Genomic DNA, 24,094 nt, shown 5'->3' with positions numbered 1-24,094 from the left:
CTGCCCCCTCCTATATTCCCGTTCGACAGTCAGAACCATGTACGAAATATCGAACATCCGCTCTCCGTTCCGCACACGTGAGGAAGCTGATCTCGCATGTCCTGGCTCCAACACCCCCACAGCCGCCGGAGGGTCATGGCGGCCACCGCCGGCCTTGTCGCGGGCGCCGCGCTGCCGGTGACGCGCGCGGCGGCTGCCGCGTCGGCCCGGCAGGAGCATTTCGCCAACCCGGTGATCTGGCAGGACTTCGCCGACCTCGAAGTCATCCGCGTCGGCGACGCGTACTACTACACCGGCTCGACCATGCACTACTCGCCTGGCGCGCCCGTCCTGCGCTCCTACGACCTGGTCGGCTGGGAGTTCATCGGCCACTCGGTGCCGGTCCTCGACTTCGGCGACGCGTACGACCTCAACGGCGGACGGGCGTACGTCGGTGGCATCTGGGCGTCCTCCATGCGCCACCGTCCCAGCGACCAGACCTTCTACTGGCTGGGCCAGATCGGCTTCCAGCGGTCGTACGTGTACAGCGCCACCGACGCGGCGGGCCCCTGGACCCGGCACGCCGAGATCGGCAGCATTTACTACGACGCGGGGCTGCTCTTCGACGACGACGGCACCCCGTACGTGGCGCACGGCGCCAACGAGATCCGCGTCGCGCAGCTCTCCCCGGACCTGCGCACCGAGGTCAGGAACGAGCACGTGCTCACCAAGCCCGCCGAGTTCGGCCTGATGGAGGGCTCCCGCTTCTACAAGATCAACGGGAACTACTACATCTTCGTCACCCGCCCGGCCGACGGCACCGCCGGGCAGTACGTCTGGAAGTCCACCTCGGGCCCCTTCGGCCCGTACGAGATGCGGGAGGTGCTGTGGGACCTGTCCCGCCCGATCCCCGGCGGCGGCGTGCCGCACCAGGGCGCGCTGGTCGACACCCCGAACGGCGACTGGTACTACATGGGCTTCATCGACGCCTATCCCGGCGGCCGCGTCCCCGCCCTGGCCCCGGTCACCTGGAACGCCGAGGGCTGGCCCGAGCTCCAGCTCGTGGACGGCGAGTGGGGCAGGGAGTACCCCTACCCCGTCACCCCGCACCCGCTCCCGCCGCTGACCGGCGCCGACACCTTCGGGGGCACGGCGCTGGCACCGTACTGGGAGTGGAACCACAACCCCGACACCGCCGCGTTCACCGTCAATAACGGGCTCACCCTCAGGACCGCCACCGTCACCGACGACCTCTACAACGCCCGTAACACCCTCACCCGCCGCATCCAGGGCCCCACCTCCACCGCGACCGTCGTGCTCGACTGCTCTACGATGGCGGACGGCGACCGGGCCGGGCTGGCGATGCTGCGGGACTCCTCCGCCTGGATCGGCGTCACGCGGCAGGACGGCGTCCGCAGACTGGTGATGTTCGACGGCCTGACCATGGACGCCCGCTGGAACACCACCGGCACCGGCGCCGAGCGGGCCGCCGCAGCCCTCCCGGCGTCCGGCTGCCGCGTCTGGCTGCGCGCCGCCGCCGACATCAGCCCGGGTCCTGGCCGCCGGGCGACGTTCTCCTACAGCACCGACGGCACCACCTTCACCCCGCTCGGCCCGGCGTTCACCCTGAACAACGCGTGGGAGTTCTTCCTGGGCTACCGCTTCGCCGTCTTCAACCACGCCACCCGGGCCCTCGGCGGCGAAGTGCGGGTGGAAAGCTTCGAGTTGAGCACGCCCTGACCAGCCGTCGATCTCCACGGGGGGCCACGGTGTGACGTAGCATCACCGATATGTCTGTTATCGCCGCAATTGCGGTTGTCGCGCTCGCTCTCCTGCACGTCTACATCCTGGTTCTGGAGATGTTCCTGTGGACCGGCCCCCGGGCCCGGGCCGCTTTCGGTACGACAGTGGAGTTCGCGGCCTCGACCAAGGCGATGGCCGCCAACCAGGGTCTGTACAACGGATTCCTGGCCGCCGGACTCCTCTGGGGTGCTTTCGCCTCCGACCCGGTCGGATTCCAGGTACGGGTCTTCTTCCTGGCCTGCGTCGCCGTGGCCGGGCTGTACGGCGCCGCGACGGCGTCCCGCAAGATCCTCTTCGTGCAGACCGTCCCCGCCCTCGTGGTACTCGCGCTGGTGCTCCTGGCCCGCTGAGGCAGCGGGCCAGGAGCACCAGCGGTCAGCGGGCGGCGCGGTAGCGGTCGAGGACGTCGGGAGCGGGACGCGCGGTCACCGTGCGGGTGCCCGCGCGCCGCCAGGCGGGGAAGTGTCCGAGGTACACGCCCGCGGCTTGGCGTGCGGCGCCTTCGGCGACGTACTCACCCGGTTCGGGGACGAGCACGGGGAGCCCGAAGACCGAGGCGGCGGCCTCCTGCACGGCGGTCGAGCGCGCTCCGCCGCCGACCAGGATGATCCGTTCGGCCGGAACGCCCCGCGCGGTGAGCGCGGCGAGCCCGTCCGCGAGGGAGCACACGATGCCCTCGACGGCGGCGCGGGCCAGGTGGGCGGGCGTGAAGTTCCGCAGCGTCATGCCGTGCAACGAGCCGGTGGCATCGGGCAGGTTGGGGGTGCGCTCCCCCTGGAAGTACGGCACGAGGGTGAGGCCCCCGGCCCCCGTCGGCGCGGAGAGCGCCAGCGAGGTGAGCCCGTCCAGCGAGACGTCGAGCAGGGCTGCCGTCGCGTCGAGGACCCGCGAGGCGTTGAGGGTGCAGACGAGCGGGAGGTAGTGGCCGGTTGCGTCCGCGAAGCCCGCCACGTGCCCGGAGGGGTCCGCCGTCGGCCGGTCGGCGACGGCGAACACGGTGCCGGAGGTGCCGATCGAGACGACGACGTCACCCACCGAGGCGCCGACTCCCAGCCCGGCCGCCGCGTTGTCCCCGGCGCCGGGACCCAGGAGGGCGCCGCCCGGCGTGCGGTTCCCTGCTTCGAGCGGGCCCAGGACGCGGGGGAGGACGGGAAGGTGCCCGAGGGTGCGCACGAGGACCTCGGGCAGGTACTCGCCCGTCGACGGCGACCAGTAGCCCGTACCGGAGGCGTCCGAACGGTCCGTCCACAGCGCGTCCAGTCCGCCCGAACCGGGGCCGTGCCCCGCGAGCCGCCACGAGAGCCAGTCGTGCGGAAGGCACACGGCGGCCGTCCGCGCGGCGTTCCGGGGCTCGTTGTCGGCCAGCCACCGCAGTTTGGCCGAGGTGACCGAGGCGACCGGCAGGGTGCCGGTCGCCTCGGCCCACCAGCGAGCCCCGACCGCGGCGTCGCCGCCGCCCGCCTCACGGACGAGCGACGTCGCCGCACCGGCCGAGCGCGTGTCGTTCCACAGCAGCGCCGGGCGGACGACCGCGCCGTCCTCGTCGAGACAGACCATGCCGTGCTGCTGCCCGCCCACCGACACGGCGACGACGTCGTCGATGCCGCCCGCCGCCGCGATCGCGGCCCGCAGCGCGTCCCACCACGCGTCGGGATGCACCTCGGTGCCTTCGGGATGGCGGGCCGAGCCCGAGCGCACCGGCGCACCGGTCACGGCGTCCCGGACCACGACCTTGCAGGACTGGGTGGAGCTGTCGACTCCGGCGACGAGAGCGGCCATCGGTCAGCGCCCGCCGACCAGGTGCTCGATCGCCAGCTGGTTGAGGCGTACGAACGCGAAGGAGTGCGCGGCGGTCTTCTCCGCGTCGAACCCCTGGAACGCGGACGCGTCGGCGAGCAGGTCCGCCGCCGACTCCCCGGCCGCCAGCGTCGGTTCGGACAGCTCGTACACCCCCGAGGCGCGCAGCGCCTCCTGGACCTCCGGGTCGGCGCGGAACGCCGCCGCGCGCTCCTTGAGGAGCAGGTAGGTGGCCATGTTGGCGCGGGCGGACTCCCACACGCCGTCGTACCCGTCGGTGCGGGAGGGCTTGTAGTCGAAGTGCCGGGGACCCTCGTAGCGGGGGCCGCCGCCCGGGAAGCCGTTCTCCAGGAGGTCGACCGTGAAGAACGCGCTGGTCAGGTCGCCGTGCCCGAAGACGAGGTCCTGGTCGAACTTGATGCCGCGCTGGCCGTTGAGGTCGATGTGGAACAGCTTGCCCGCCCACAGCGCCTGCGCGATGCCGTGCGTGAAGTTCAGCCCGGCCATCTGCTCGTGCCCGGTCTCCGGGTTGAGGCCCACGATGTCGCCGTGCTCCAGCTGCGCGATGAACCCGAGGACGTGGCCCACGGTCGGCAGGAGGATGTCGCCGCGCGGCTCGTTCGGCTTCGGCTCCAGGGCGATCCGCAGTCCGTAGCCCTTGTCCTTGACGTACCCGGCGGCGGTGTCCACGCCCTCGCGGTAACGGTCGAGCGCGGCGGCGAGGTCCTTGGAGCCGTCGTACTCCGAACCCTCGCGGCCACCCCACATGACGAACGTCTCGGCGCCGAACTCGGCGGCGAGATCGATGTTGTGGAGCACCTTCGCCAGGGCGAAGCGGCGCACCGAGCGGTCGTTCGAGGTGAAGCCGCCGTCCTTGAAGACGGGGTGGCTGAAGAGGTTCGTGGTGACCATCGGGACCTTGAGGCCCGTCTCCGCCAGCGCGGACCGGAAGCGGCCCAGGATCTGCTCGCGCTCGCCCGACGAGGCCCCGAACGGGACCAGGTCGTCGTCGTGGAACGTGATGCCGTACGCGCCGAGTCCGGCGAGCCGGTGGACGGCCTCCACCGGGTCGAGAGCGGCACGGGTCGGGGCGCCGAACGGGTCGGTGCCCGTCCAGCCGACGGTCCACAGACCGAAGGTGAACCTGTCGGCGGGGGTAGGGAGCAGAGTCATGCCAGACACCTCTTCCGGGGTCTCCCTCCGCCCCGGGAAGAGTCACTTCCGAGCAGAAGAAGAATTAGTATTGATCCTGAACTATATGGGTCGTGGTGAACTTGTCAACGATCCTCCGGCGCGGCCGGACGCAGTCAGAACCACCGAAGGGGCGCACGTGCGGGAGCAGAACGAGGGCGCGGCGCGCATGCAGGAGCCGGGCCGGGTCGCCGACGTACGGCGAAGGAACCTCGCCCTCGTGCTCGCGCACATCGGGCCGGACGCCCCCGCGTCCCGGGCGGACATCGCCTCGGCCACCGGCCTCACGAAGGCCGCGGTCTCCAGCCTGGTGACGGACCTCCTGGCAACGGGGCTCGTCGAGGAGATCGGCGTGACCCGGGTCGGCGGCCGGGGGCGGCCCGGGGTGGGACTGGCCCTCGCCCCGCGGCCCGGCGCGGTCGGTGCCGAGGTGAACGTCGACTACCTCGCGGCCGGAATCGTGGACCTGCACGGAGAGCTGCGCTTCCACGAAGTGGCCGAGGCCGCCAACCGGGGCCGTGCTCCGGGCGACGTCCTCGCGGAACTCACGGAACTCGTCGCACGCTGCTCGGCCCGGGCCGCCGACGCGGGGATGACCCTCCTCGGCGGCGGACTCGCCGTTCCCGGTCTCGTCGACCCGGGGCGCGGGACCGTTCTGACGGCCCCCAACCTCGCCTGGCGGAAAGCCGATCTGAGTACCGAGCTCACCGGCCTCGCCCCGCGGACGCCCCTCGGCGTGGCCGTGTCCAACGAGGCGGACAGCGCCGCCCTCGCCGAACTCTGGTACGGCCGTGGGGCGTCGCTGGGCTCGTATCTGTACGTGTCCGGCGAAGTCGGGGTCGGCGGCGGCCTCGTGCTGGGGACGGAACTGTTCTCCGGTCCGGGCGGACACGCGGGCGAAGTGGGGCACGTCGTCGTCGAACCCGGCGGCCGGCGCTGCTCGTGCGGGGGCCGGGGCTGTCTCGAAACCGTCGCGGGCCAGGAGGCCATCCTCGCGGCGGCGGGAATCACCGACGGCGGCAGCACGACGGCGGAACGCATGAGCGTGCTGCTGACCGCCCTGCGGAACGGCGACGCCCGGGCGATCGCCGCCGTCGCGCACGCGGGGCACTGTCTCGGTATCGCGGTGGTGTCCTGCGCGCGCCTCGTGGACCTTTCGGCGGTGGTGCTCGGCGGGCACTTCGCGACGCTCGCCGCATGGCTCAGGCCCGTACTCCTGGACAGCCTGGACGACTTCGCCCCCGGCCTCGTCGCCCCCGGCTCCGCCGTCTTCTCGGAGCTGGGGGCGACCGCCGCGCTGCGGGGGGCCGCGGGTTCCGTGCTGCGGCGGGCGCTGGCCACACCGTACGAGCTGCTGGGCTGAGCATCCGCAGCGGCACGGAAGACGCGGTGGAAGCTGCCGCGTGAACCTCCCTCCTCCGGGTGTTCGAAGCCCGTTGCGTGCTGGCGCCGCATCGGGCCGTGCGTTCAAGCCTTGCACCAGTGGGAGCGCTCCCACTGTGAAGGCGGGGGAGTTGCGCGGTCAAGAAGAGTGAAGAGTCGAAGATATTCGACAGAGATATGGCGGTGAAAGTTGGTGACACGTCTGTTGCTTGAAGCCACGTAGCGCTACGGTCTGCCTCACCAGTGGGAGCGGTCCCCTTCACTAGGTGCCCTGTCAGGGAGCACCTCAGTTGTCAGGAGTCGCTCATGCATCACCCCCTGCATTCCCCTCTGAGCTCCCCTTCGAGCTCCCCTGTGAAGTCCCCGGCCTCCCCCTCGCGCAGTCGTACGGGTCTCGCGGCGGCCTGCGCTCTGCTCATGGCGGCCGGGACCGTGGCCGTGGCAGCCGGATCAGCGTCGGGAGCGGCAGCGCCCGCCTGCACCGTCGACTACAGGATCCAGAATCAGTGGAACGGCGGTTTCGGCGCGAACGTGACCGTCACCAACAACGGCTCCCCGGTCACCGCGTGGACCCTGGAGTGGGTCTACGCCGGTGACCAGAAGATCACCCAGGGCTGGAACGCCACCGTCAGCCAGACGGGCAAGGCCGTCACCGCCCAGAACGTCTCGTACAACGGGAACCTCGGCACCGGCGGCTCCGCCTCCTTCGGCTTCAACGCGAGCAACAGCGGCGAGAACGCCGTGCCGGCGGCCTTCAAGCTCAACGGCGTGACCTGCAACGGCGGTACGGACCCGGGCCCCGGCCCCACGGACCCGCCCGGCAAGCGGGTCGACAACCCGTACGCGGGCGCGAAGACCTACGTGAACCCGGAGTGGTCCGCGAAGGCCGCCGCCGAACCGGGCGGTGCCGCCGTCGCCAACCAGCCGACCGCCGTCTGGCTGGACCGCATCGCCGCCGTCAAGGGCAGCGCCACCACCATGGGCCTGCGCGCCCACCTGGACGAGGCCCTGAAGCAGAAGGGGACGGGCGAACTCACCGTCCAGCTGGTGGTCTACAACCTGCCGGGCCGCGACTGCTCCGCACTCGCCTCCAACGGGGAACTCGGTCCGACCGAGATCGGCCGGTACAAGAGCGAGTACATCGACCCGCTCGCCGCGATCCTCGCCGACCCCAAGTACGCGGGCCTGCGCATCGTCACGATGGTGGAGATCGACTCGCTGCCCAACCTCGTCACCAACACCACCCCCCGCCCCACCGTCACGCCCGCCTGCGACGTGATGAAGGCGAACGGCAACTACCAGAAGGGCGTCGGGTACGCGCTCAACAAGCTGGGCGACGTCCCCAACGTCTACAACTACGTCGACGCCGGACACCACGGCTGGCTCGGCTGGGACGACAACTTCACCGCCTCCGCCGAGATGTTCAAGGAGGCCGCCACCTCCGAGGGCGCGACCCTCGCCGACGTACACGGCTTCATCGTGAACACCGCCAACTTCAGTGCCCTCAAGGAGGACCACTTCGCCATCGGCGACAGCGTCAACGGAACCTCCGTCCGCCAGTCCAAGTGGGTGGACTGGAACCGGTACACCGACGAGCTGAGCTACGCACAGGCCATGCGCGCCAAGGCGGTCACCCTCGGCTTCGACCCCAACATCGGCATGCTGATCGACACCTCCCGCAACGGCTGGGGCGGTACGGCACGGCCGGCGGGACCCGGCCCGAAGACGAGCGTGGACACCTACGTCGACGGCGGGCGCTACGACCGCCGCATCCACCTCGGCAACTGGTGCAACCAGTCGGGGGCGGGACTCGGGGAACGCCCGACGACCGCGCCCGCGGCCGGAATCGACGCGTACGTGTGGGCCAAGCCGCCGGGCGAGTCCGACGGCGGGAGCAAGGAGATCCCGAACGACGAGGGCAAGGGCTTCGACCGGATGTGCGACCCGACGTACACGGGCAACCCCCGCAACGGGCACAGCATGTCCGGCTCACTGCCGAACGCCCCGCTGGCGGGGAAGTGGTTCTCCGCCCAGTTCCAGGAGCTGCTGAAGAACGCCCACCCGGCACTGTGACCGCGTTCTGACGGGTGTGCCGACGGCCCCTTTCCCCGGTGTGCACACCGGGGAAAGGGGCCGTCGGCCGATGCGGACCCGCTCAGGTGCGGGTCCAGCGCTGGTTGCTGCCGTTGGAGCAGGAGTAGAGCTGGATCGGGGTGCCGTTGGCGGTCCCGCCTGCGGCGGCGTCGAGGCAGAGGCCGGACTGGACGCCGACGACGGAGCCGTCGGAGTTCAGACGCCACTTCTGGTTGTCGCCGCCCCAGCAGCCGTAGATCTGGACCTTGGCGCCGTTGCCGGTACCGGCGGCGTCCAGGCACTTGTCGCCGTAGACCCTGAGCTCGCCCGCGGCGGTGGGGGTCCACTGCTGGTTGGTGCTGTTGCGGCAGTCCCACAGGTGGAGCTGCGTGCCGTCGGTGGTGCCGGCGCCTGGCACGTCCAGGCAGCGGCCCGAAGCGACGCCCTTGATCTGTCCGGAACCCCCGGGGGTGGTGGGGGAGGCGGCGTTGAGTGCGTTGAGGACGGCGGAGTAGGCGGCCTTCTTGCTGCCGTCACCGTTGAACAACAGCGGTGAGTGCTCCGGTCGCCAGGAGTCGGTGTCGCGCACACCCCAGACGGTGATGCCGAGGCAGCGCGCGACGGCCAGGCAGTCGTTGGTCACGGCGGCGTAGGTCGAGGCCGGAGCGCCCTGGATGTCGAGTTCGGTGACCGCCACGTCGACGCCGAGGGCGGCGAAGTTCTGCAAGGTGGTGCGGAAGTTGCTGTGGTAGGGGCTGCCGCTGTTGAAGTGCGACTGGAAACCGACGCAGTCGATCGGCACGCCGCGCTGCTTGAAGTCCCGGACCATGGCGTACATGGCCTGGGTCTTGGCCCAGGTCCAGTTCTCGACGTTGTAGTCGTTGTAGCAGAGCTTGGCGGCCGGGTCGGCGGCGCGCGCGGTGCGGAAGGCGACCTCGATCCAGTCGTTGCCGGTGCGCTGGAGGTTGGAGTCGCGCCGGGCGCCCGAACTGCCGTCCTCGAACGCCTCGTTCACGACGTCCCACTGGGGGATCTTGCCCTTGTAGTGGGTCATCACGCCGTTGATGTGGCCGGTCATCGCCTGGCGCAGCGTGCTGCCGCTGAGGCTCTGCATCCAGCCGGGCTGCTGGGAGTACCAGGCCAGGGTGTGGCCGCGCACCTGCTTGCCGTTCTGCACCGCCCAGTTGTAGACGCGGTCACCGGCGGTGAAGTCGAACCGGCCCCGCTGGGGCTCGGTGGCGTCGATCTTCATCTCGTTCTCGGCCGTCACCGAGGTGAACTCGCGGTTCGCGATCGACGCGTACGTCGAGTCGCCCAGCCTGCCCGAGGCGACGGCGGTGCCGAAGTAGCGGCCGCTCTGCGCCGCCGCGGCGCCGAGCGTGCTCGCGGCCGCACTCTCGGCGGCGTGTGCGGTCGGTGTCGCGGCCGGTGTGGCGAGCGCACCGAGGCCGCCGACGACCAGCGCTGTCAGCAGAGCACCGAACTTGCGGCGGACGGTGGGTGGGGGAGTGGCGTGCGAGGACATGACTGTGCCTCCAGAGGGGGAATCACGCAGGGACGTACGGGGCTTCGACGTACGGGGCTTCGAGGAGCGGGCGCGGCGCGCGGCCGTCTGCCCGGGTCCGGCCGACCGCCGGTCAGGTGCAGGCGGTCCCGTTGAGGGTGTAGGCCGTGGGGGAGGGGTTGGTTCCGCCGTACGTGCCCTGGATGCCGAAGCTCGCTGTCGCACCGGGGGCGAGGGTCCGGTTCCAGTCGGTGCTGCGGGCGACGACGGCGGGGCCGTCCTGGGTGACGGTCGCGTTCCAGGTGCTGGTGACGCGCTGGCCCGCCGGATAGGCCCAGCTCAGCTGCCAGCCGTCCACGGGCTTCGGGCCGGTGTTCTTGACGGTGACCGTCGCGGTGAAGCCCGTGCTCCAGACGTTGTCGTTCTTGTACGTCACCGTGCAGGCACCGGCGGGCGGTTCGACGGTGGAGGTCCGCTCGGCGGCGTAGGCGGCGAGCCAGGCCAGCGGGGCGTTCCAGTTGACCGCCACCTCGTTGGTGGAGTACGAGCCGATGTCGTCGACGTAGCAGGCGGCGGGCGCGCAGCCCGACAGCTTCTCCTTCGCCACCGGGTCCTGGAGCCCGCTGTTGGGACCGCCCGCGAGCGACCCCGCCGGAGGGTGGGGCAGCGAGGCGTCCAACTGGTGTGCCCAGAAGCGGTGGTGCTGGTTGCGCGAGGACGTCTCGCCGTGGCCGGACACGTAGGACTGCCCGATGGCGTTGCGGCCGAGCAGGTAGTCCATCGTCTCCAGGGCGCCGGTGCGGTAGCGCTCGTCGCCGGTCAGCTCTCCGGCGACGGCCAGCACGATCGCGTCGTTGGCGACCTCGCCGTTGGAGCCCCAGAAGTACCCGTCCGCCGGGACGGGCACCGCGTAGCCCTGGGCGGCCATCCTGGCCAGGTAGCCGTCCGCGGCGGTGGTCACCGAGGAACGGACGCGCGCCAGGTCCGCGGCGGGCAGTCCGCCCGGGACCGTGGCCAGGGTGAGCCGCCCGAGCGCGGCCGTGTCCGCCCAGCCGAACCCGTAGGCGGAGAAGGCGGTCGGAGAGGTGTGCCAGGTGGAGCCGGTGACCGCGTCCCGGTAGCCGCTGTCGCCGGTCGTGGCGTACAGCTCGGCCGCCGCCCAGTAGAACTCGTCGGTGACCACGGCGTCGCCGTAGGCACCGCCGCCCGTGCTGTCGGAATCCGGCGCGTACAGGGCCGGGTTGGCCCGGGCCGCCGTCCAGGCCCGGCGGGCGGCCGACAGGCAGCGGTCGGCGAACGCGGCGTCGTAGGGCCGGTAGACCCGGGCGCACTGTGCCGCCGCCGCCGCGAGGTTGAGGGTCGCCGCCGTGGACGGACGGTGCAGTTCGCGCGGCTGGGCGTCCTGTTCGGGGCGCATCGGCATGGCGGTCCACTCCGCGTCATGGACCTTGTGGAACGCCATGCCCGCGTACGGCTTGTTCGCGGGCACCTGCATCCGCAGCAGGAAGTCGAGCTCCCAGCGCGCCTCGTCCAGGACGTCGGGCACGCCGTTGCCGCGCTCGGGGACCCGAAGGGTCGAGTCGCCCAGCGCCGCGTCCTTGCCCGCCCGTTTGGCCCGCTCGAAGGAGTTGACCATCAGCCAGGTGGAGATGCCGCCGTTCACCACGTACTTGCCGTGGTCGCCCGCGTCGTACCAGCCGCCCCTGACGTCCTGGGTGTAGTCGCACACGCCTGCCTGGCAGGGCACGGAGGTGTCGCCCTTGTTGGGCGCGACACCGAGGTGACCGGCCGGGCGGGCGTAGGCGGAGCCCACCAGGGACGCGTCGATGGGCGCGCCGCTGCGCTGGTGGTGGAAGAAGGCCATCGCGTCGGAGCGCAGGGAGTCGTACAGGTTCGCGCGGATGTCGAAGGGCACGCTGTTGTTGCCGTCCACCGCCAGGACGTATCCCGATCCTGACCCCCGGTACGAGGAGAAGTCGGCCACCTGGACGGACTGCCCGGAGGGGGCGTCGGCGCCGCGCGGGACGGTCGCGCCGGAGGCGACCACCGCCCCGGAGGCGTCGCGCAGCTGCCAGGTGAGCGACTGCGTCGCCGTGGTGACCACGGTGGCGCGCTTGGGCCCTTCCGGCAGGTAGCCGACCTGGTTGACGCGTACGGCCGAGGTCGCCGCCGCAGAAGCAGCGGAGGGCACGACGGCCGAGGCGGGCGCGCTCAGGAGCCCGCCGACGAGGAGGGAACCCGTCACCAGGACGGCGGCGAGGTGTCCGGGGCGGCGTAACGAGGGTCTGGGGCGGGGTGACGAAGGGAGGACGGAAGGCATGAGCGGCTCCTGTGTCGATGGCGATCAGCAGGTGGCGTTGGTCCGGATGGGGCGGGCAGGTCCGTCCGCCAGGGCAGGCGGAGGCAGTCGCCCCGGGCACCGGGGTGTAGCGGGGGTTCACGGCGCAGTCGGCGCCGGAGAGAGGGAGTGTCCTATTCGAAATACCGAACGGCGGTCGGTGTTTCGGTGAATGCGAGTCGGACAGTAATGACGCGCGGAGCAGTCGTCAACAGGGTCGCCTGATACAGGAGTTGACGAGTCTCCTCGAAAGCTTTCGAAGACGCGCAGCTCGGCCGACAGCCTGCACAAGCCCACGTAGGCGACGTTGTTTGCGAGCGGATCGGTCATAAGTCTTGACCGGGGGGCCCTGCTTTCCTAACTTGTGGCGTCAATGATTCGAGAACATTTCGAAAGGTTTTCGAGATGTCGTGCCCCGCCCTCCGAAGGAGCTCTTCGTGATGTGGTCCCACCATCAGCGCCTGGTTCAGCTGAGACGCTTACTCGCCGCCCTCGCGCCCCTGCTGCTCGCGGCCGCCTTCCTCTCCGCCCAGCCCGCCGCCGCGACGACCGCCCGGCCCGCCGCCGAGGCGACCGTCGACACCAGAGCCTGGTACGTGCTGGTCAACCGCAACAGCGGCAAGGCCCTTGACGTCCACAACCTGGCGACCGGCGACGGCGCGCGCATCACCCAGTGGACCAGGAACGACCAGAACCAGCAGCAGTGGCAGTTCGTCGACTCCGGCAACGGCGACTACCGCATCACGTCCCGCCACTCCGGCAAGGTGCTGGACGTCCACAACCTGTCCACCGCCAACGGCGGCGCGATCGTCCAGTGGGCCGACCTGAACCGCGCCAACCAGCAGTGGCGCCTGGCCGACAGCGCGGACGGCTACGTACGGCTCATCGCGCGCCACAGCGGCAAGGCCCTCGAAGTACAGGGCGCCTCCACCGCCGACAACGCGAACATCGTCCAGTACGACGACTGGGGCGGCACCAACCAGCAGTGGCAGCTCGTCAAGGTCGGCGGCAGCCCCGGTGCGTGCGCTCTTCCGTCGACGTACCGCTGGAACTCGACGGGCGCGCTCGCGCAACCCAAGCCGGGATGGGCCTCGCTCAAGGACTTCACCGTCGTCCCGTACAACGGCAAACATCTCGTCTACGCGACGACGCACGGCGCAGCGGGAACGGGGGCGGGCTGGGGCTCGATGAACTTCGGCCTGTTCGGCAACTGGCCGGAGATGGCCTCGGCCAGCCAGAACACGATGTCCAACTCCGTCGTCGCGCCCACGCTCTTCTACTTCGCGCCGAAGAACATCTGGGTGATGGCCTACCAGTGGGGAGGGGGGAGCGCCTTCTCCTACCGGACGTCGAGCGACCCCGCCAACCCCAACGGCTGGTCGGCGCAGCAGACGCTCTTCACCGGAAGCATCACCGGCTCCGGCACGGGCCCCATCGACCAGACCCTCATCGCTGACGGCCAGAACATGTACCTGTTCTTCGCCGGTGACAACGGCAAGATCTACCGGGCCAGCATGCCGATCGGGAACTTCCCGGGCAGTTTCGGCTCCTCCTACACAACGATCATGAGTGACACGGCGGACAACCTGTTCGAAGCCCCGCAGGTCTACAAGCTCCAGGGCCAGAACCGCTACCTCATGCTCGTCGAGGCGAGAGGCTCGCAGGGCCGCTACTTCCGCTCGTTCACCGCCACCAGTCTGAACGGTTCCTGGACGCCCCAGGCCGCGACCGAGAGCAACCCCTTCGCGGGCAAGGCCAACAGCGGCGCCACCTGGACCAACGACATCAGCCACGGAGAACTGATCCGCACCAACGCCGATCAGACCTTCACCGTCGATCCCTGCAACCTGCAATTCCTCTACCAGGGACGCAACCCCGCCGTCGGCGGCGAATACGGCCACTGGCCCTACCGTCCGGGTCTGCTGACACCGCGACGCTGACGCCCCGACACGAGTCCGGTACGGAGCCTGCCCGGCGGGCTCCGTAGGAAGGCCGAGCCCGCCCGACCGGGCCCTATACCTGGACGACACCCTGCTTCTCCAGCGCCTTGCGCAGGGCCCGCACGGCGTAGAAGGCGCGGCTCTTGACGGTGCCGGGCGGGATGCCGAGGTGCTCGGCCGCCTGGGCCACGCTGAACTCCAGGTAGTACATGAGCCGGATGACGCTGCGCTGCTGCTCGTTCAGCACCCGCAGGGCCTCCAGCACCACATGGGAGGTGATCGTGCCCTCCGTGCTGTCCCAGGACGCGTTCAGGTTCTCGACCGGCATGAGCTCCAGCGGCCGGATCTGCCGGGCACGGTGGTGGTCGATGACGAGGTTCCTCGTCACGGTGAACAGCCACGGCCGGATGTGCTCGCTACGGCTGCCCAGGAACGGGGCGTGTTTCCAGGCACGGGCCGCGGTTTCCTGGAGGACGTCCTCCGCCTTGTGCCAGTCGCCGTCCAGCAGCCGCGTGGCGTACCGGAGAAGCACGGGTCCGTACTGGGCGTAGACGTCGCGGACGAAGGCGTCGCAGTCGGCGTCCCGTGCGAGGTGCCGGGCCTGCGCGTGAGCCGGGGCGAGGGCGGGGGTCTCCGCTTCCATGATGCTGCTCATGGGTGGCTTCCCCTCCTGTTCGAGTGTGGTGTGCGTGCTCACCCGCAGGTGCGGGTGAGTGGCTTCACACTCGTGGGGAGCCCTTGGCCAAACCTTGTCGCTTTCTTGCCGTACGTCCTTGCCGTCTCTCGCGGCCCCGGGACGACGGGATCACGGATGCGCGGCGTCCCGCTGTCCGGAGCCTTGCAGACCGGCCTCCTGATACGCGGGACCGCCCTTCCTCGGGGTCGGGAGCTTGTGGCTGCCGGCCGCCCGCTCCGGCACCGTGGGCGTGGGGTCCCTGTCCATCTCCAGGGCGGTGAGCCGGTCACGGACCTGCTGGGCGCTGTGGGACATGGCTCGCTCGGCGGCGTCTTCGAGGGCGTTGACCCAGTCCGCCCGTGCGCCTTCCCGGTCGCCCAGGGCCAGCCGGGTGTCGCCCAGCCGCATCAGCGAGCCGATGGCGTTCCTGTGGTCGCCCAGTTCCTCGAACGCCCGCATCGCCCGCTGGTAGGTGGCCACCGACTCCTCGTGACGGCCGAGCATCCGGAGGTTGTAGCCCAGGATGTCCCACGCCTGGGCCAGCTGCCACGGTGCGCCGAGGCGCTCGAACAGGGCGATGCCCTCCTCGCTGTAGCGAAGGCTCCGTTCGAGCTGTCCCAGGTTGGAGTAGAACCAGGCGAGCTCGATGAGGCACTCGGCCAGCCACAGCTCCTCACCCGTCTCCCGGGACAACTCCAGCCCCCGTTCGGAGTGCGTCACCGCTTCCTGGACCCGGCCGAACAGGAACAGCGCACACGCCGTGACGTAGTGGGCCCGCGCCCGGTCACCGGTCGCGTCGAGCTGCTCGAAGATCGCGGTGGCGCGTCGCAGGTGGTCCAGGGCCTGCTCCTGGTGGTCCAGGTAGCCGTGGATGCTGCCGAGGTGGCGCAGGCAACGGCCCTCTTCGAGGAGGTCGTTGTGGCGGCGGGCCACGTCGAGGGCGGGGGTCAGCGCGGTGATGGCCTCGGGCCAGAATTCCTTGCGGTTGAGATATTCCTTGAGGGACCAGGCCAGTCCGGTGGTGTGGCGGTCCAGCCGCCGGCTCACGGCGGTGTGGAGCAGGCTGGTCAGCACCCGGTGTTCGGCGGTCAGCCAGCGGGTGGCCTGCTCGATGCCGGTCAGGTTCTCCGGCACGACTCCCGGCACGGGCACACCGAGGTCGAGTTCGATCGAGGTGTCCTGCTTGAGGAACTGGTTCGCCTCGTACGCGGTGAACAGGTAGTGGTCCAGGGTCCGGAGCGTGGCGTGGTGCCGGTCCTGGGCGGTGTCGTGGGTGTGGCCGAGTTCGCTGGCGTACCCGCGAAGGAGGTCGTGCAGGGCGTAGCGGCCGGGCAGCGGTTGTTCCACGAGGCAGGACCCGACCAGGCCCGCGAGTGCCCGGCGGGTCAGGGGGAGGGGGAGACCGGCGAGGCTGGCGGCGGCGGGGGCGGTGATGTGGGGGCCGGGGTGCAGGGCGAGGAGGCGGAAGAGACGGGCGGCGGCTTCGTCCAGGGAGTGGTAGGACCAGGAGAAGACGGTGCGGACGTCGGTGGTGGTGTCGAAGCCGGTGAAGGCGTCGAGGCCGTGGGTGTGCCGCAGGTCCTCGGCGATGGCGTGCAGGGGGAAGGACGGGTCGAGCTCGGCGCGGGCGGCGACCACGGCCATGGCCAGGGGGAGCCGCCCGCACAGGCGGATGATGTCGGCCGTGGCGGTGGGATCGGCGGCCAGCCGTTCGGTTCCCAGGCGTCGTTCGAGGGCTTGGTGGGCCTCGGCCGGCGAGGGCAGCGCGAGGGTGAGTGGTCTGGCGCCGTCGGTCGCGACCAGGCCGGGGAGCTGGTTGCGGCTGGTGATCAGGGTGAAACAGCCGTCTCCTGCGGGGAGCAGGGGGCGCACCTGGTGTTCGTCGCGGGCGTTGTCCAGGACGAGGAGGACCCGCCGCTCGGCGAGGAGGCTGCGGAAGAGCGTGCTGCGGTCGGCGGTGTCCTCGGGGATGCGCGGCGCGGGCACGCCGAGGGCGGTGAGGAATCCGTGCAGGGCGTTGCCGGGGTCGACGGCGGGTGCGTGCGGGTGGAATCCGCACAGGTTGACGAAGAGCTGCCCGTCGGGGAAGGAGGAGGCGACGCGGTGGGCGTGGTGGACGGCGAAGGTCGTCTTGCCGACACCAGGAGCACCGCTGATGACGACGACCGGGGCAGCGGCAGGCCCGGGGCGGCCCGGTGCGCCGCTCACGGCCGACAGCCACGCACCTTCGGCCGTCCGGCCCGCGAACACCGGGAGGCTGCGCGGTAGTTGGGCCGGACGCGCCGGGAGCGGCGAAGCGGTCTCCTCGTCGTTTGCCGCCGGTGCGCCGCATCCTTCGGCCGGTCCGCTGCCCGTACCGGACTCTGCGGCGGGTCCGTCGCCCGTACCGGAATCTTCGGCCTCCTCGGCGGCCTCGGCCTGTCCGGCGGTGCCGAAACTCCGTCCCGCGTCGGCCGGGTGAAGCGGTGGCAGGTCGTGGTGGAGGATGCCGTGGTGCAGGGAGCGCAGCGGTGGGCCGGGTTCGAGACCCAGTTCCTCGTCGAGGAGCCGACGCAGGTCGTTGTAACGCTGAAGCGCTTCGGGGTGCCGGCCGGCGAGGTACAGGGCGCGCAGCAGCAGTGCCCAGCCGGTCTCCCGCAGGGGATGCTGGACGGTCATCTCCTGCGCCGCGTCCAGGGCTTCGGTGATCCGCCCCTGCACGAGCAGCGCAGTGGTGCGTATCTCGCGGGTGGACTGCCGCAGTTCTTCCAGGCGTGCTGCCTCGTGGGTGGCGAACAGATGGTGTGCGGCGTCGGCGAACGCGGTGCCGCGCCACATCTCCAGGGCTCTTCGGGCCTCTTCCACGACGTGCTCGGGCCGGCCCTGGCCCATGAGCCGGTGCGCCCGGGCATGAGCCCGCTCGAAGTGTACGGTGTCACGGCTCTCCGGCGGCACCCGCAGGGCGTAGCCCAGGGGTTCGGTGACCAGCACCGCGAAGGTGCCCTGTCGGCGCAGGTGCTGCGGTTCCAGGACCGCGCGGACCTTGCTGACGTGGGCGTGCAGGGAGCCCATCGCGCCGCCCGGCGTCCGTCCCGGCTGCTGCGGCCACAGTTCCTCGCACAGCGTCTGCGGGGCGACCGCCCGGCCGTCGGCGAGCAATAGGCGGATCAGCAGCAGCCGCTGCCTGCGCCGACCCGGATCGAGTACCGTGCCCGCCCGCCGTACCACCAGCGGACCCAGCAGTCCGAAGTCGAGTCCCTGCTCCACAGCTGTCACCGCACCCACCCAGAACCTGCTCGACGGCACCACCGTCGGGGGCGCACACATGACCATGACCTGCCCACAGAGAGGGGACAGGTGATCGGAGCGGCGAGGACACCGCCTTCCGCCTTCCGCACGACGGACAGGACATTAGCAGGGCGGCGACCGGCGCGAGGCGGCCGTTCCCCTGCCTGAGAAGGGCTCTCACCTGCGACGAAGCGTGAACCAGCGTGCCGTTCTCCCCGTTGAGCGAGCGAACAGCCGTCATCCGGAGTGGAGAAGAAGACATGATCACCGTCGAAGGAACGAGCACCGACCGGTTCGAACCGGTCCGAGCGGCACTTGAAGCGCACCTGGAATCGGGGGAGGAGCTGGGGGCGTCGATCGCCGTCGACGTCGACGGCGTGATGGAAGTCGACCTGTGGGGTGGGTACGCCGACGAGGCGCGGACCGTTCCGTGGGAACAGGACACGGTGGTGAACCTGTGGTCGACGACCAAGACCCTCAGCAGTCTGGCGGTCCTGCTCCTCGTCGACCGGGGGGCGCTGGATCTGCACCGCCCGGTCGCGCACTACTGGCCCGAGTTCGCCGCCCGGGGCAAGCAGGACATCGAGGTGCGGCACGTCCTGGCACACACCTCGGGGCTCTCCGGCTGGCAGCAGCCCTTCACCATGGACGATCTGTACGACGGGCCGACCGCGAGCGCCCGGCTGGCCGCGCAGGCGCCCTGGTGGGAGCCGGGCAGTGCCTCGGGCTACCACGTACAGACCCAGGGGCAGTTGGTGGGCGAGCTCGTACGACGGGTCACCGGCCGTACCCTGACCGAGTTCGTCGACACCGAGATCGCCGGGCCGGCCCGCGCCGACGTCCAGATAGGTGCGCGGGAGGCTGACTGGCCGCGCATCGCCGAGTCGGTGGCCCCCTCCCCGCTCTCCGGCATGCCGGCCGGTCTCGATCCCGAGGGGATCTTCACCAGGACGTTGCTCGGCAGCCCCGCCCGGGACGAGCACGTCGACACGTCGCGGTGGCGCCGGGCCGAACTCGGCGCCGTCAACGGCCACGGAAACGCACGAGGTCTGGCCCGTGCCCTCTCCGCCGTCTCACGAAGCGGCCGGGTCAACGGCCATCAGCTTCTCTCCGCCGACACCGTGGACAAGATCTTCGACGTACAGGCCGACGGAGTCGACCTGTTCCTGGGCGTTCCCGTGCGCTGGGGCATGGGCTTCGCGCTCGCCGACGCGCGGACGATGCCGCACCTGCCCACCGGCAGGGTCTGCTTCTGGGTCGGCCGGGGCGGTTCGATCGTCGTGATGGACCTCGACCGGCGCGTCACGTTCTCGTACGCGATGAACCGGCTGGGCGACGGAATCCTCGGCTCGGAGCGCACCCTCGGCTACCTGAGGCAGGTCTACGACGTCCTGGGCTCCACGGACTGAGCCCCCGGCCAGGACCCGCGAAAAATCATTCCGTTCGCAGGGTGAACCGATCCCGTCCTCTCCTCGTAGGACAGAACGCAAGACGCTCCACCCCGGTCGAACAAGACGCTCCACCCCGGTCGAAGAAGAAGGACATACCCGCATGCGTATCACCCGTCCGACCCGCCGATCCGCCCTGCTCGCTGCCGCAGCGGCCCTGGGTCTTTCCGTGGCCGCCGCCACCCTGCCCGGTGCGGCCGGTGCCGCCGGTGCGGCGTCCCACCAGCCGGTACGCCCGACGATCGTGCTGGAACACGGGGCGTTCGCCGACGCCGCGAGCTGGGACGGCGTCGTCACCCGGCTACAGCGTGCGGGCTACCCCGTGGTGGCCGCCGCCAACCCGCTGCGCGGCCCGGCGACCGACGCCGCGTACCTCCGCAGTGTCGTCGGCCACATCGAAGGTCCGGTCGTCCTGGTCGGTCACTCCTACGGCGGCACCGTCATCAGTCAGGCCGCCGCGGGTCTGGAGGACAAGGTGAAGGCGCTGGTCTACATCGCCGCGTTCCTGCCCGACGCGGGCGAGAGCTCGCTCGGGCTGACGAACAAGTTCCCCGGCAGCACCCTCGGCCAGGCCGTCGAGCCGGTCAACTACGCGCTGCCCGACGGCAGTCAGGGCGCGGACGTGTACATCAAGCCGGAGAAGTTCCGCGCCCAGTTCGCCGCGGACGTGCCGAAGGACAAGGCCGGGCTCATGGCGGCGGGGCAGCGTCCGATCGCCGCGGCGGCGCTGGAGGAGAAGTCGACGAAGGCCGCCTGGAAGACGATTCCCTCCTGGTCGCTGGTCACCACCGAGGACCTCAACATCCCCGTGGAGGCCCAGCGTTACATGTCGGCCCGCGCCCGCTCCCGCACCACGGTCGTCGACGCGTCGCACGCGGTGTCCGTATCCCGGCCGGAGGCCGTCGCCCGCATCGTCCAGCAAGCGGCCCGCACGGTCCGCTGACCGGCCGCCCCGCCCCTTCACCACAGCCGTGCCCGCCCGGGCACGCACCAGCAGACACCCGACGCACTTCCCACCGAAAGGCAGTAACCACCATGGCGTTCATCACCGTTGGCCAGGAGAACTCGACCAGCATCGAGCTGTACTACGAGGACCACGGCACCGGCCAGCCCGTCGTGCTGATCCACGGCTACCCGCTCGACGGCCACTCCTGGGAGAAGCAGTCCGCCGCCCTGCTGGCCGCCGGACACCGCGTGATCACGTACGACCGGCGCGGTTTCGGCCGCTCCAGCCAGCCCACCACCGGCTACGACTACGACACCTTCGCCGCCGACCTGAACACGGTCCTGGAGACCCTCGACCTCAACGACGTCGTCCTGGTCGGTTTCTCCATGGGCACCGGCGAGGTCGGCCGCTACCTGGGCACCTACGGTTCCGCCCGGATCGCCAAGGCCGCCTTCCTGGCCTCCCTCGAACCCTTCCTCCTCAAGACCGCCGACAACCCGGGCGGCGTCGACGGTGCCGTCTTCCAGGACATCGAAGAGGCCGTCACCGCCGACCGCTACGCCTACTTCACCGCGTTCTACGAGAACTTCTACAACCTCGACGAGAACCTCGGCACCCGCATCAGCGAGGAGGCCGTCCGCAACAGCTGGAACGTCGCCGCCGGAGCCTCCGCCTACGCCTCCCTGGCCTGCGTGGCGACCTGGTCCACCGACTTCCGCGCCGACCTGCTCAAGATCGACGTCCCGGCACTGATCCTGCACGGCACCGCCGACCGCATCCTGCCCATCGAGGCCACCGGAGACCTCTTCCACCAGGCACTTCCGCAGGCCGATTACGTCGTCATCGACGGCGCCCCGCACGGCCTGCTGTGGACCCACGCCCAGGAAGTCACCCAGGCCCTCCTCGCCTTCCTGGCGAAGTGACCCGACGCTGACGGCCCTGGTGGGGCCGGGAGCTGATGCGCGTACCCCGCCGTCGTGACCACGACGGCGGGGTACGCGCATCCCCGGGAGCCGGAGCGACGCCCAGACGTCCCGAGCCGCTCCGCTGAGGTACGGCTGGAGGACGTACGACTGGGTGACGTACGGCTGGAAGTACTAGTGAGGGACCGGGCACACCCCCGAGGCGACCGTGTTGTAGCTGGGTGTGGCCTTCAGGGTGGTCGTTTTGCCGAGCTGGTTGAGGATCTCGTCGGACAGCAGGTCCTGCTGGCCCTTCAGCGCGTCGGCGACCTTCGTGTCCTTGGGGAAGACCATCTCGGCGGCGACGTTGTCCTGCACGATCCGCGCGAGGTTGTCGAGCGCGGTGAAGATCGGGTCCACGGGCGGCTCCAGGCCCGGCAGGTCGATCAGGTGGGTGGCGACCTTCGCCGCGTTCATGCAGTCCTTGAGGATGATGGTGTTCTGGTTGAGGAGGCTCGTGGTCCACTGCGACAGGACCACGCAGTACAGGTCGGCCCACGCCGCCTCGCCGACCTTGGCGCGCCAGGTCTTCATGATGGTCTGCACGCCGCTGATCTGGGCCTGCGAGGCGTGCTCCATGTTGACGCGGATGTCCGGGTACACGCTGCCGGAGAACGCCTCGAACGACGCCATGTCGAACGTCTTGGCCGTGATCGAGGCGTTGATGAACTTCAGGCCGCCGGTGAGGATGTTGCCGCAGGACGTGGCCAGCGCCGGGGGCAGACCGGCGGAGGCGAGCTGGCGGCGGGCCGTGGTGAGCCGGGTGGCGTACGCCTGGAGCGGCGGGATCCACGCGGTGGACTTGTCGTCGTTGAACGCCACCATGACGAGGTCGTGGGGGTCGATGCGGTTCGCGTTGGGCAGGTTCGGGATCTTGTCCGCCAGGTAGGAGGCGATCACCGAGAAGATGCCGAGCGGGACGTGAGCGATGGACTTCGCCAGCTCGAACGTCTCCGACACGGGGTTGGTGGACTCCTGGCCGTCCTTGGTCACGAGGGTGAACCGGCCGCCCTTGGCGTCGTTCTGCACGACGACCACGGGGGAGAGATGCTTGATCAACTCCGCTTTGAGGGTGGCGTAGTTGGTGCGCATCCCGGCATTGACGGCGAGCATCGACGACCGTGCCGTCTGCTGGCTCACCGCCTCGGCACCGGCGTCGACCGGCGGGACGTCCGCGTAGCTCGGCGAGGCGGAGTAGCCGAGCAAAGCGGCCGTACCGATACCGGTGGCGCTGCCTATGAAGCCTCTGCGGGTAGCCATCTTCGTTTTCTCCATGGGGTCTTGCTGATCTGTTTCTTGCGGTTCTTTGATGGGGGGATCGCATTCATGGGGGGACCTTCACATGGGGGGATGGGGGGAGTGGGGGTGTGGGGTTTACGGGCGCGGTAGGGCGCGCCCTTCGGCGTGGGCAGAGAACAGATATTCCCTGCCCACGCCGAAGTCAGATGATTCGAGCGTTACTTGATGTCGCTCTGCTGCGGGACGACCACGCCGAAGCGGTCCTGGATCGTGGCGAGCGCGGCCTCGTGGACCTGCTTCGCGGGGATGCCGTTGGGGTTGCCCTTGACCGGCAGCGGCCGGGTCGCGGAGGCGTCGCCCACCACGGTCGGGTTGTAGCCGTTGTAGACGGCGCCCTCGGTGGTGAACAGGGTGCACATGTGCGTCATAAAACCGGCGATGATGACGTTCTTGCGGCCGGTCTTCTTGAGCTGCTCGTTGAGGTTCGTGTCGTGGAAGCCGTTGGGGACGGCCTTCTCGACGACGGCCTCGCCCTTGGCGGGCTTGAGCGCCGGAATGATCTGTCCGGCCTTCGACGTGAGGTCGTAGCCCTTCTCGACGATGTGGATCACCGGCGTCTTGGCCTTGCGGGCCCGTTCCAGCAGGGCCTTGGTGCTGTTCACCGCCTCTTTCCAGCCGGTGAGTTCCATCGGGCCGCCGGTGTAGACGTTCTGGTAGTCGACGAGGACCAGCGCGGCGTTGGACAGCGTCGCCGGGGTTTCGTCGAGCTTCATGAGCTGACGCAGCGTCGTGGTGTTCTTCGCGACGTTCTCCCCGGCGGTCGGCGCGGCGGTCGGCGACGCCTTCTTGTCCTGCCGGTCGGTGCTGGTGGCGGCCTGGGTCTCCCCACCGCACGCGGTCACGGTGACGGCGAGCAGAGCGGTGGCGCCCAGGGCGACGAGCGTACGCAGCGGCTTCATCAGTTGATCTCCTTCTGGGAGGCGACGACGACCCCGTACAGGTCGGCGATGGTGGCGAGGGCGCCCTGGTGCACCTGCTCGGCCGGGACGGCGGTGCCCGCGACGGGCAGCGAGCGGGTGGCGGTGGCGTCGGCGGCGACCGTGGGGCGGTTGCCGTTCAGGAACGCGCCCTGCGCCGTGAACGCGACGCACATGTGGGTCATCCACCCCGCGACGACGACGTCCTGGCCTTCCGTGAGGTGACTCGCCAGCTCTGTCCCGACGAACGCGTTCGGGACCTGCTTGACGACGACCGGCTCGCCGTCCACCGGGGCGACCTTCGGGTGGATCTGGCCGATCTCCACCCGGATGTCGTACGGGGTCCCCTCCCCGCCGTCGTTGATGACGTGCACGATCTTCGTGCCTGCCGCGCGGGCTCGGGCCAGGAGCTGCGCGGCGGCTTCGAGGGACTCCTCCCATCCGTCGAGTTCCATCACGCCCTGGGTGTAGGTGTTCTGGAAGTCGATCAGGATGAGCGTCGACTCGGCCAGCGTCGCGGGCGTCTGGTCGAAGCCGTTCAGCTCGCGCAGCGTGGTCCTGGACATGGGTG

General features: G+C 70.3%; 17 protein-coding genes. 8 read left to right on the top strand and 9 right to left on the bottom strand.

From position 1 onward, the window contains the following. The first annotated feature begins 96 nt into the window (after positions 1-96). Together OG897_RS33290 and OG897_RS33285 are read left to right on the top strand one after the other, a co-directional pair. Positions 97-1,719, top strand: coding sequence for a glycoside hydrolase 43 family protein (locus OG897_RS33290; protein ID WP_266662834.1), 1,623 nt, complete (start codon positions 97-99; stop codon positions 1,717-1,719). A 50-nt stretch (positions 1,720-1,769) separates the two neighbouring features. After that, positions 1,770-2,132 (top strand): DUF1304 domain-containing protein, encoded by a 363-nt coding sequence (locus OG897_RS33285; RefSeq protein ID WP_266662833.1) that lies wholly within the window; start codon positions 1,770-1,772, stop codon positions 2,130-2,132. 25 nt (positions 2,133-2,157) lie between these two features. Here OG897_RS33285 and OG897_RS33280 read toward each other — a convergent pair whose 3' ends face one another. Together OG897_RS33280 and xylA are read right to left on the bottom strand one after the other, a co-directional pair. Beyond that, positions 2,158-3,561, bottom strand: coding sequence for a xylulokinase (locus OG897_RS33280; RefSeq protein WP_266662832.1), 1,404 nt, complete (start codon positions 3,559-3,561; stop codon positions 2,158-2,160). Positions 3,562-3,564: 3 nt separating this feature from the next. After that, positions 3,565-4,752, bottom strand: coding sequence for a xylose isomerase (xylA, locus tag OG897_RS33275; protein ID WP_266662831.1), 1,188 nt, complete (start codon positions 4,750-4,752; stop codon positions 3,565-3,567). 157 nt (positions 4,753-4,909) lie between these two features. On the opposite strand from xylA, the gene OG897_RS33270 reads away from it, so the two are divergent. Continuing rightward, entirely contained in the window at positions 4,910-6,133 is a 1,224-nt protein-coding gene (locus tag OG897_RS33270; protein ID WP_266662830.1) for an ROK family transcriptional regulator, read from the top strand. Positions 6,134-6,570: 437 nt separating this feature from the next. Further along, the gene (locus tag OG897_RS33265; protein ID WP_266662829.1) at positions 6,571-8,226 is read left to right on the top strand and encodes a glycoside hydrolase family 6 protein; all 1,656 of its coding nucleotides are present in this window, start codon (positions 6,571-6,573) and stop codon (positions 8,224-8,226) included. 82 nt (positions 8,227-8,308) lie between these two features. Here OG897_RS33265 and OG897_RS33260 read toward each other — a convergent pair whose 3' ends face one another. Both OG897_RS33260 and OG897_RS33255 read right to left on the bottom strand, forming a co-directional pair. Next, on the bottom strand, positions 8,309-9,751 hold the full coding sequence (locus OG897_RS33260) for an endo-1,4-beta-xylanase (protein WP_266662828.1): 1,443 nt from the start codon (positions 9,749-9,751) through the stop codon (positions 8,309-8,311). A gap of 112 nt (positions 9,752-9,863) precedes the next feature. Beyond that, positions 9,864-12,050, bottom strand: a complete 2,187-nt coding sequence (locus OG897_RS33255) for a glycoside hydrolase family 9 protein (protein WP_266662827.1) — start codon at positions 12,048-12,050, stop codon at positions 9,864-9,866. A 458-nt stretch (positions 12,051-12,508) separates the two neighbouring features. Between OG897_RS33255 and OG897_RS33250 the strand changes: the two genes are divergently transcribed. Next, positions 12,509-14,008: a non-reducing end alpha-L-arabinofuranosidase family hydrolase gene (locus OG897_RS33250; protein ID WP_266663686.1), complete on the top strand. Its 1,500-nt coding sequence runs from the start codon at positions 12,509-12,511 to the stop codon at positions 14,006-14,008. 73 nt (positions 14,009-14,081) lie between these two features. Here OG897_RS33250 and OG897_RS33245 read toward each other — a convergent pair whose 3' ends face one another. Together OG897_RS33245 and OG897_RS33240 are read right to left on the bottom strand one after the other, a co-directional pair. Beyond that, a complete protein-coding gene (locus OG897_RS33245; RefSeq protein WP_266662826.1) occupies positions 14,082-14,663 on the bottom strand; it encodes a sigma-70 family RNA polymerase sigma factor in 582 nt (193 codons plus the stop codon). Positions 14,664-14,813: 150 nt separating this feature from the next. Next, complete coding sequence (locus OG897_RS33240) at positions 14,814-17,990, bottom strand: BTAD domain-containing putative transcriptional regulator (RefSeq protein ID WP_266662825.1); 3,177 nt, start codon at positions 17,988-17,990, stop codon at positions 14,814-14,816. Positions 17,991-18,211: 221 nt separating this feature from the next. Here OG897_RS33240 and OG897_RS33235 point away from each other — a divergent pair, with 221 nt between their 5' ends. The 3 genes from OG897_RS33235 (at position 18,212) to OG897_RS33225 (ending at position 21,268) form a co-directional block, all read left to right on the top strand. Then, positions 18,212-19,360, top strand: a complete 1,149-nt coding sequence (locus OG897_RS33235; protein WP_266662823.1) for a serine hydrolase domain-containing protein — start codon at positions 18,212-18,214, stop codon at positions 19,358-19,360. Between the two features lie 142 nt (positions 19,361-19,502). Then, positions 19,503-20,342, top strand: a complete 840-nt coding sequence (locus OG897_RS33230; protein ID WP_266662821.1) for an alpha/beta fold hydrolase — start codon at positions 19,503-19,505, stop codon at positions 20,340-20,342. 92 nt (positions 20,343-20,434) lie between these two features. Continuing rightward, positions 20,435-21,268 (top strand): alpha/beta fold hydrolase, encoded by an 834-nt coding sequence (locus tag OG897_RS33225; RefSeq protein ID WP_266662819.1) that lies wholly within the window; start codon positions 20,435-20,437, stop codon positions 21,266-21,268. A gap of 174 nt (positions 21,269-21,442) precedes the next feature. Here OG897_RS33225 and OG897_RS33220 read toward each other — a convergent pair whose 3' ends face one another. The 3 genes from OG897_RS33220 to OG897_RS33210 form a co-directional block, all read right to left on the bottom strand. Beyond that, positions 21,443-22,567, bottom strand: coding sequence for a hypothetical protein (locus tag OG897_RS33220; RefSeq protein WP_266662817.1), 1,125 nt, complete (start codon positions 22,565-22,567; stop codon positions 21,443-21,445). A 197-nt stretch (positions 22,568-22,764) separates the two neighbouring features. Then, complete coding sequence (locus OG897_RS33215; protein ID WP_323188138.1) at positions 22,765-23,505, bottom strand: cysteine hydrolase family protein; 741 nt, start codon at positions 23,503-23,505, stop codon at positions 22,765-22,767. Continuing rightward, positions 23,505-24,089, bottom strand: coding sequence for an isochorismatase family protein (locus tag OG897_RS33210; protein WP_266662815.1), 585 nt, complete (start codon positions 24,087-24,089; stop codon positions 23,505-23,507). The genes OG897_RS33215 and OG897_RS33210 overlap by 1 nt, the downstream gene beginning before the upstream one ends. Between the last annotated feature and the right edge of the window lie 5 nt (positions 24,090-24,094).

The sequence above is a fragment of the Streptomyces sp. NBC_00237 genome (assembly GCF_026342435.1).
Lineage (GTDB): Bacteria > Actinomycetota > Actinomycetes > Streptomycetales > Streptomycetaceae > Streptomyces.
Note: the sequence above shows the minus strand (reverse complement) of the source record. Positions and strands in the feature narration are given on the sequence as shown.

What these genes read in the sequence shown, in the direction of transcription:
- OG897_RS33290 (WP_266662834.1), top strand. Translation starts at nt 97, where the DNA reads ATGTCCTGGCTCCAACACCCCCACAGCCGCCGGAGGGTCATGGCGGCC.
- OG897_RS33285 (WP_266662833.1), top strand. Translation starts at nt 1,770, where the DNA reads ATGTCTGTTATCGCCGCAATTGCGGTTGTCGCGCTCGCTCTCCTGCAC.
- OG897_RS33280 (WP_266662832.1), bottom strand. Translation starts at nt 3,561, where the DNA reads ATGGCCGCTCTCGTCGCCGGAGTCGACAGCTCCACCCAGTCCTGCAAG.
- xylA (WP_266662831.1), bottom strand. Translation starts at nt 4,752, where the DNA reads ATGACTCTGCTCCCTACCCCCGCCGACAGGTTCACCTTCGGTCTGTGG.
- OG897_RS33265 (WP_266662829.1), top strand. Translation starts at nt 6,571, where the DNA reads ATGGCGGCCGGGACCGTGGCCGTGGCAGCCGGATCAGCGTCGGGAGCG.
- OG897_RS33260 (WP_266662828.1), bottom strand. Translation starts at nt 9,751, where the DNA reads ATGTCCTCGCACGCCACTCCCCCACCCACCGTCCGCCGCAAGTTCGGT.
- OG897_RS33255 (WP_266662827.1), bottom strand. Translation starts at nt 12,050, where the DNA reads ATGCCTTCCGTCCTCCCTTCGTCACCCCGCCCCAGACCCTCGTTACGC.
- OG897_RS33250 (WP_266663686.1), top strand. Translation starts at nt 12,509, where the DNA reads ATGTGGTCCCACCATCAGCGCCTGGTTCAGCTGAGACGCTTACTCGCC.
- OG897_RS33245 (WP_266662826.1), bottom strand. Translation starts at nt 14,663, where the DNA reads ATGAGCAGCATCATGGAAGCGGAGACCCCCGCCCTCGCCCCGGCTCAC.
- OG897_RS33240 (WP_266662825.1), bottom strand. Translation starts at nt 17,990, where the DNA reads ATGTGTGCGCCCCCGACGGTGGTGCCGTCGAGCAGGTTCTGGGTGGGT.
- OG897_RS33235 (WP_266662823.1), top strand. Translation starts at nt 18,212, where the DNA reads ATGATCACCGTCGAAGGAACGAGCACCGACCGGTTCGAACCGGTCCGA.
- OG897_RS33230 (WP_266662821.1), top strand. Translation starts at nt 19,503, where the DNA reads ATGCGTATCACCCGTCCGACCCGCCGATCCGCCCTGCTCGCTGCCGCA.
- OG897_RS33225 (WP_266662819.1), top strand. Translation starts at nt 20,435, where the DNA reads ATGGCGTTCATCACCGTTGGCCAGGAGAACTCGACCAGCATCGAGCTG.
- OG897_RS33220 (WP_266662817.1), bottom strand. Translation starts at nt 22,567, where the DNA reads ATGGCTACCCGCAGAGGCTTCATAGGCAGCGCCACCGGTATCGGTACG.
- OG897_RS33215 (WP_323188138.1), bottom strand. Translation starts at nt 23,505, where the DNA reads ATGAAGCCGCTGCGTACGCTCGTCGCCCTGGGCGCCACCGCTCTGCTC.
- OG897_RS33210 (WP_266662815.1), bottom strand. Translation starts at nt 24,089, where the DNA reads ATGTCCAGGACCACGCTGCGCGAGCTGAACGGCTTCGACCAGACGCCC.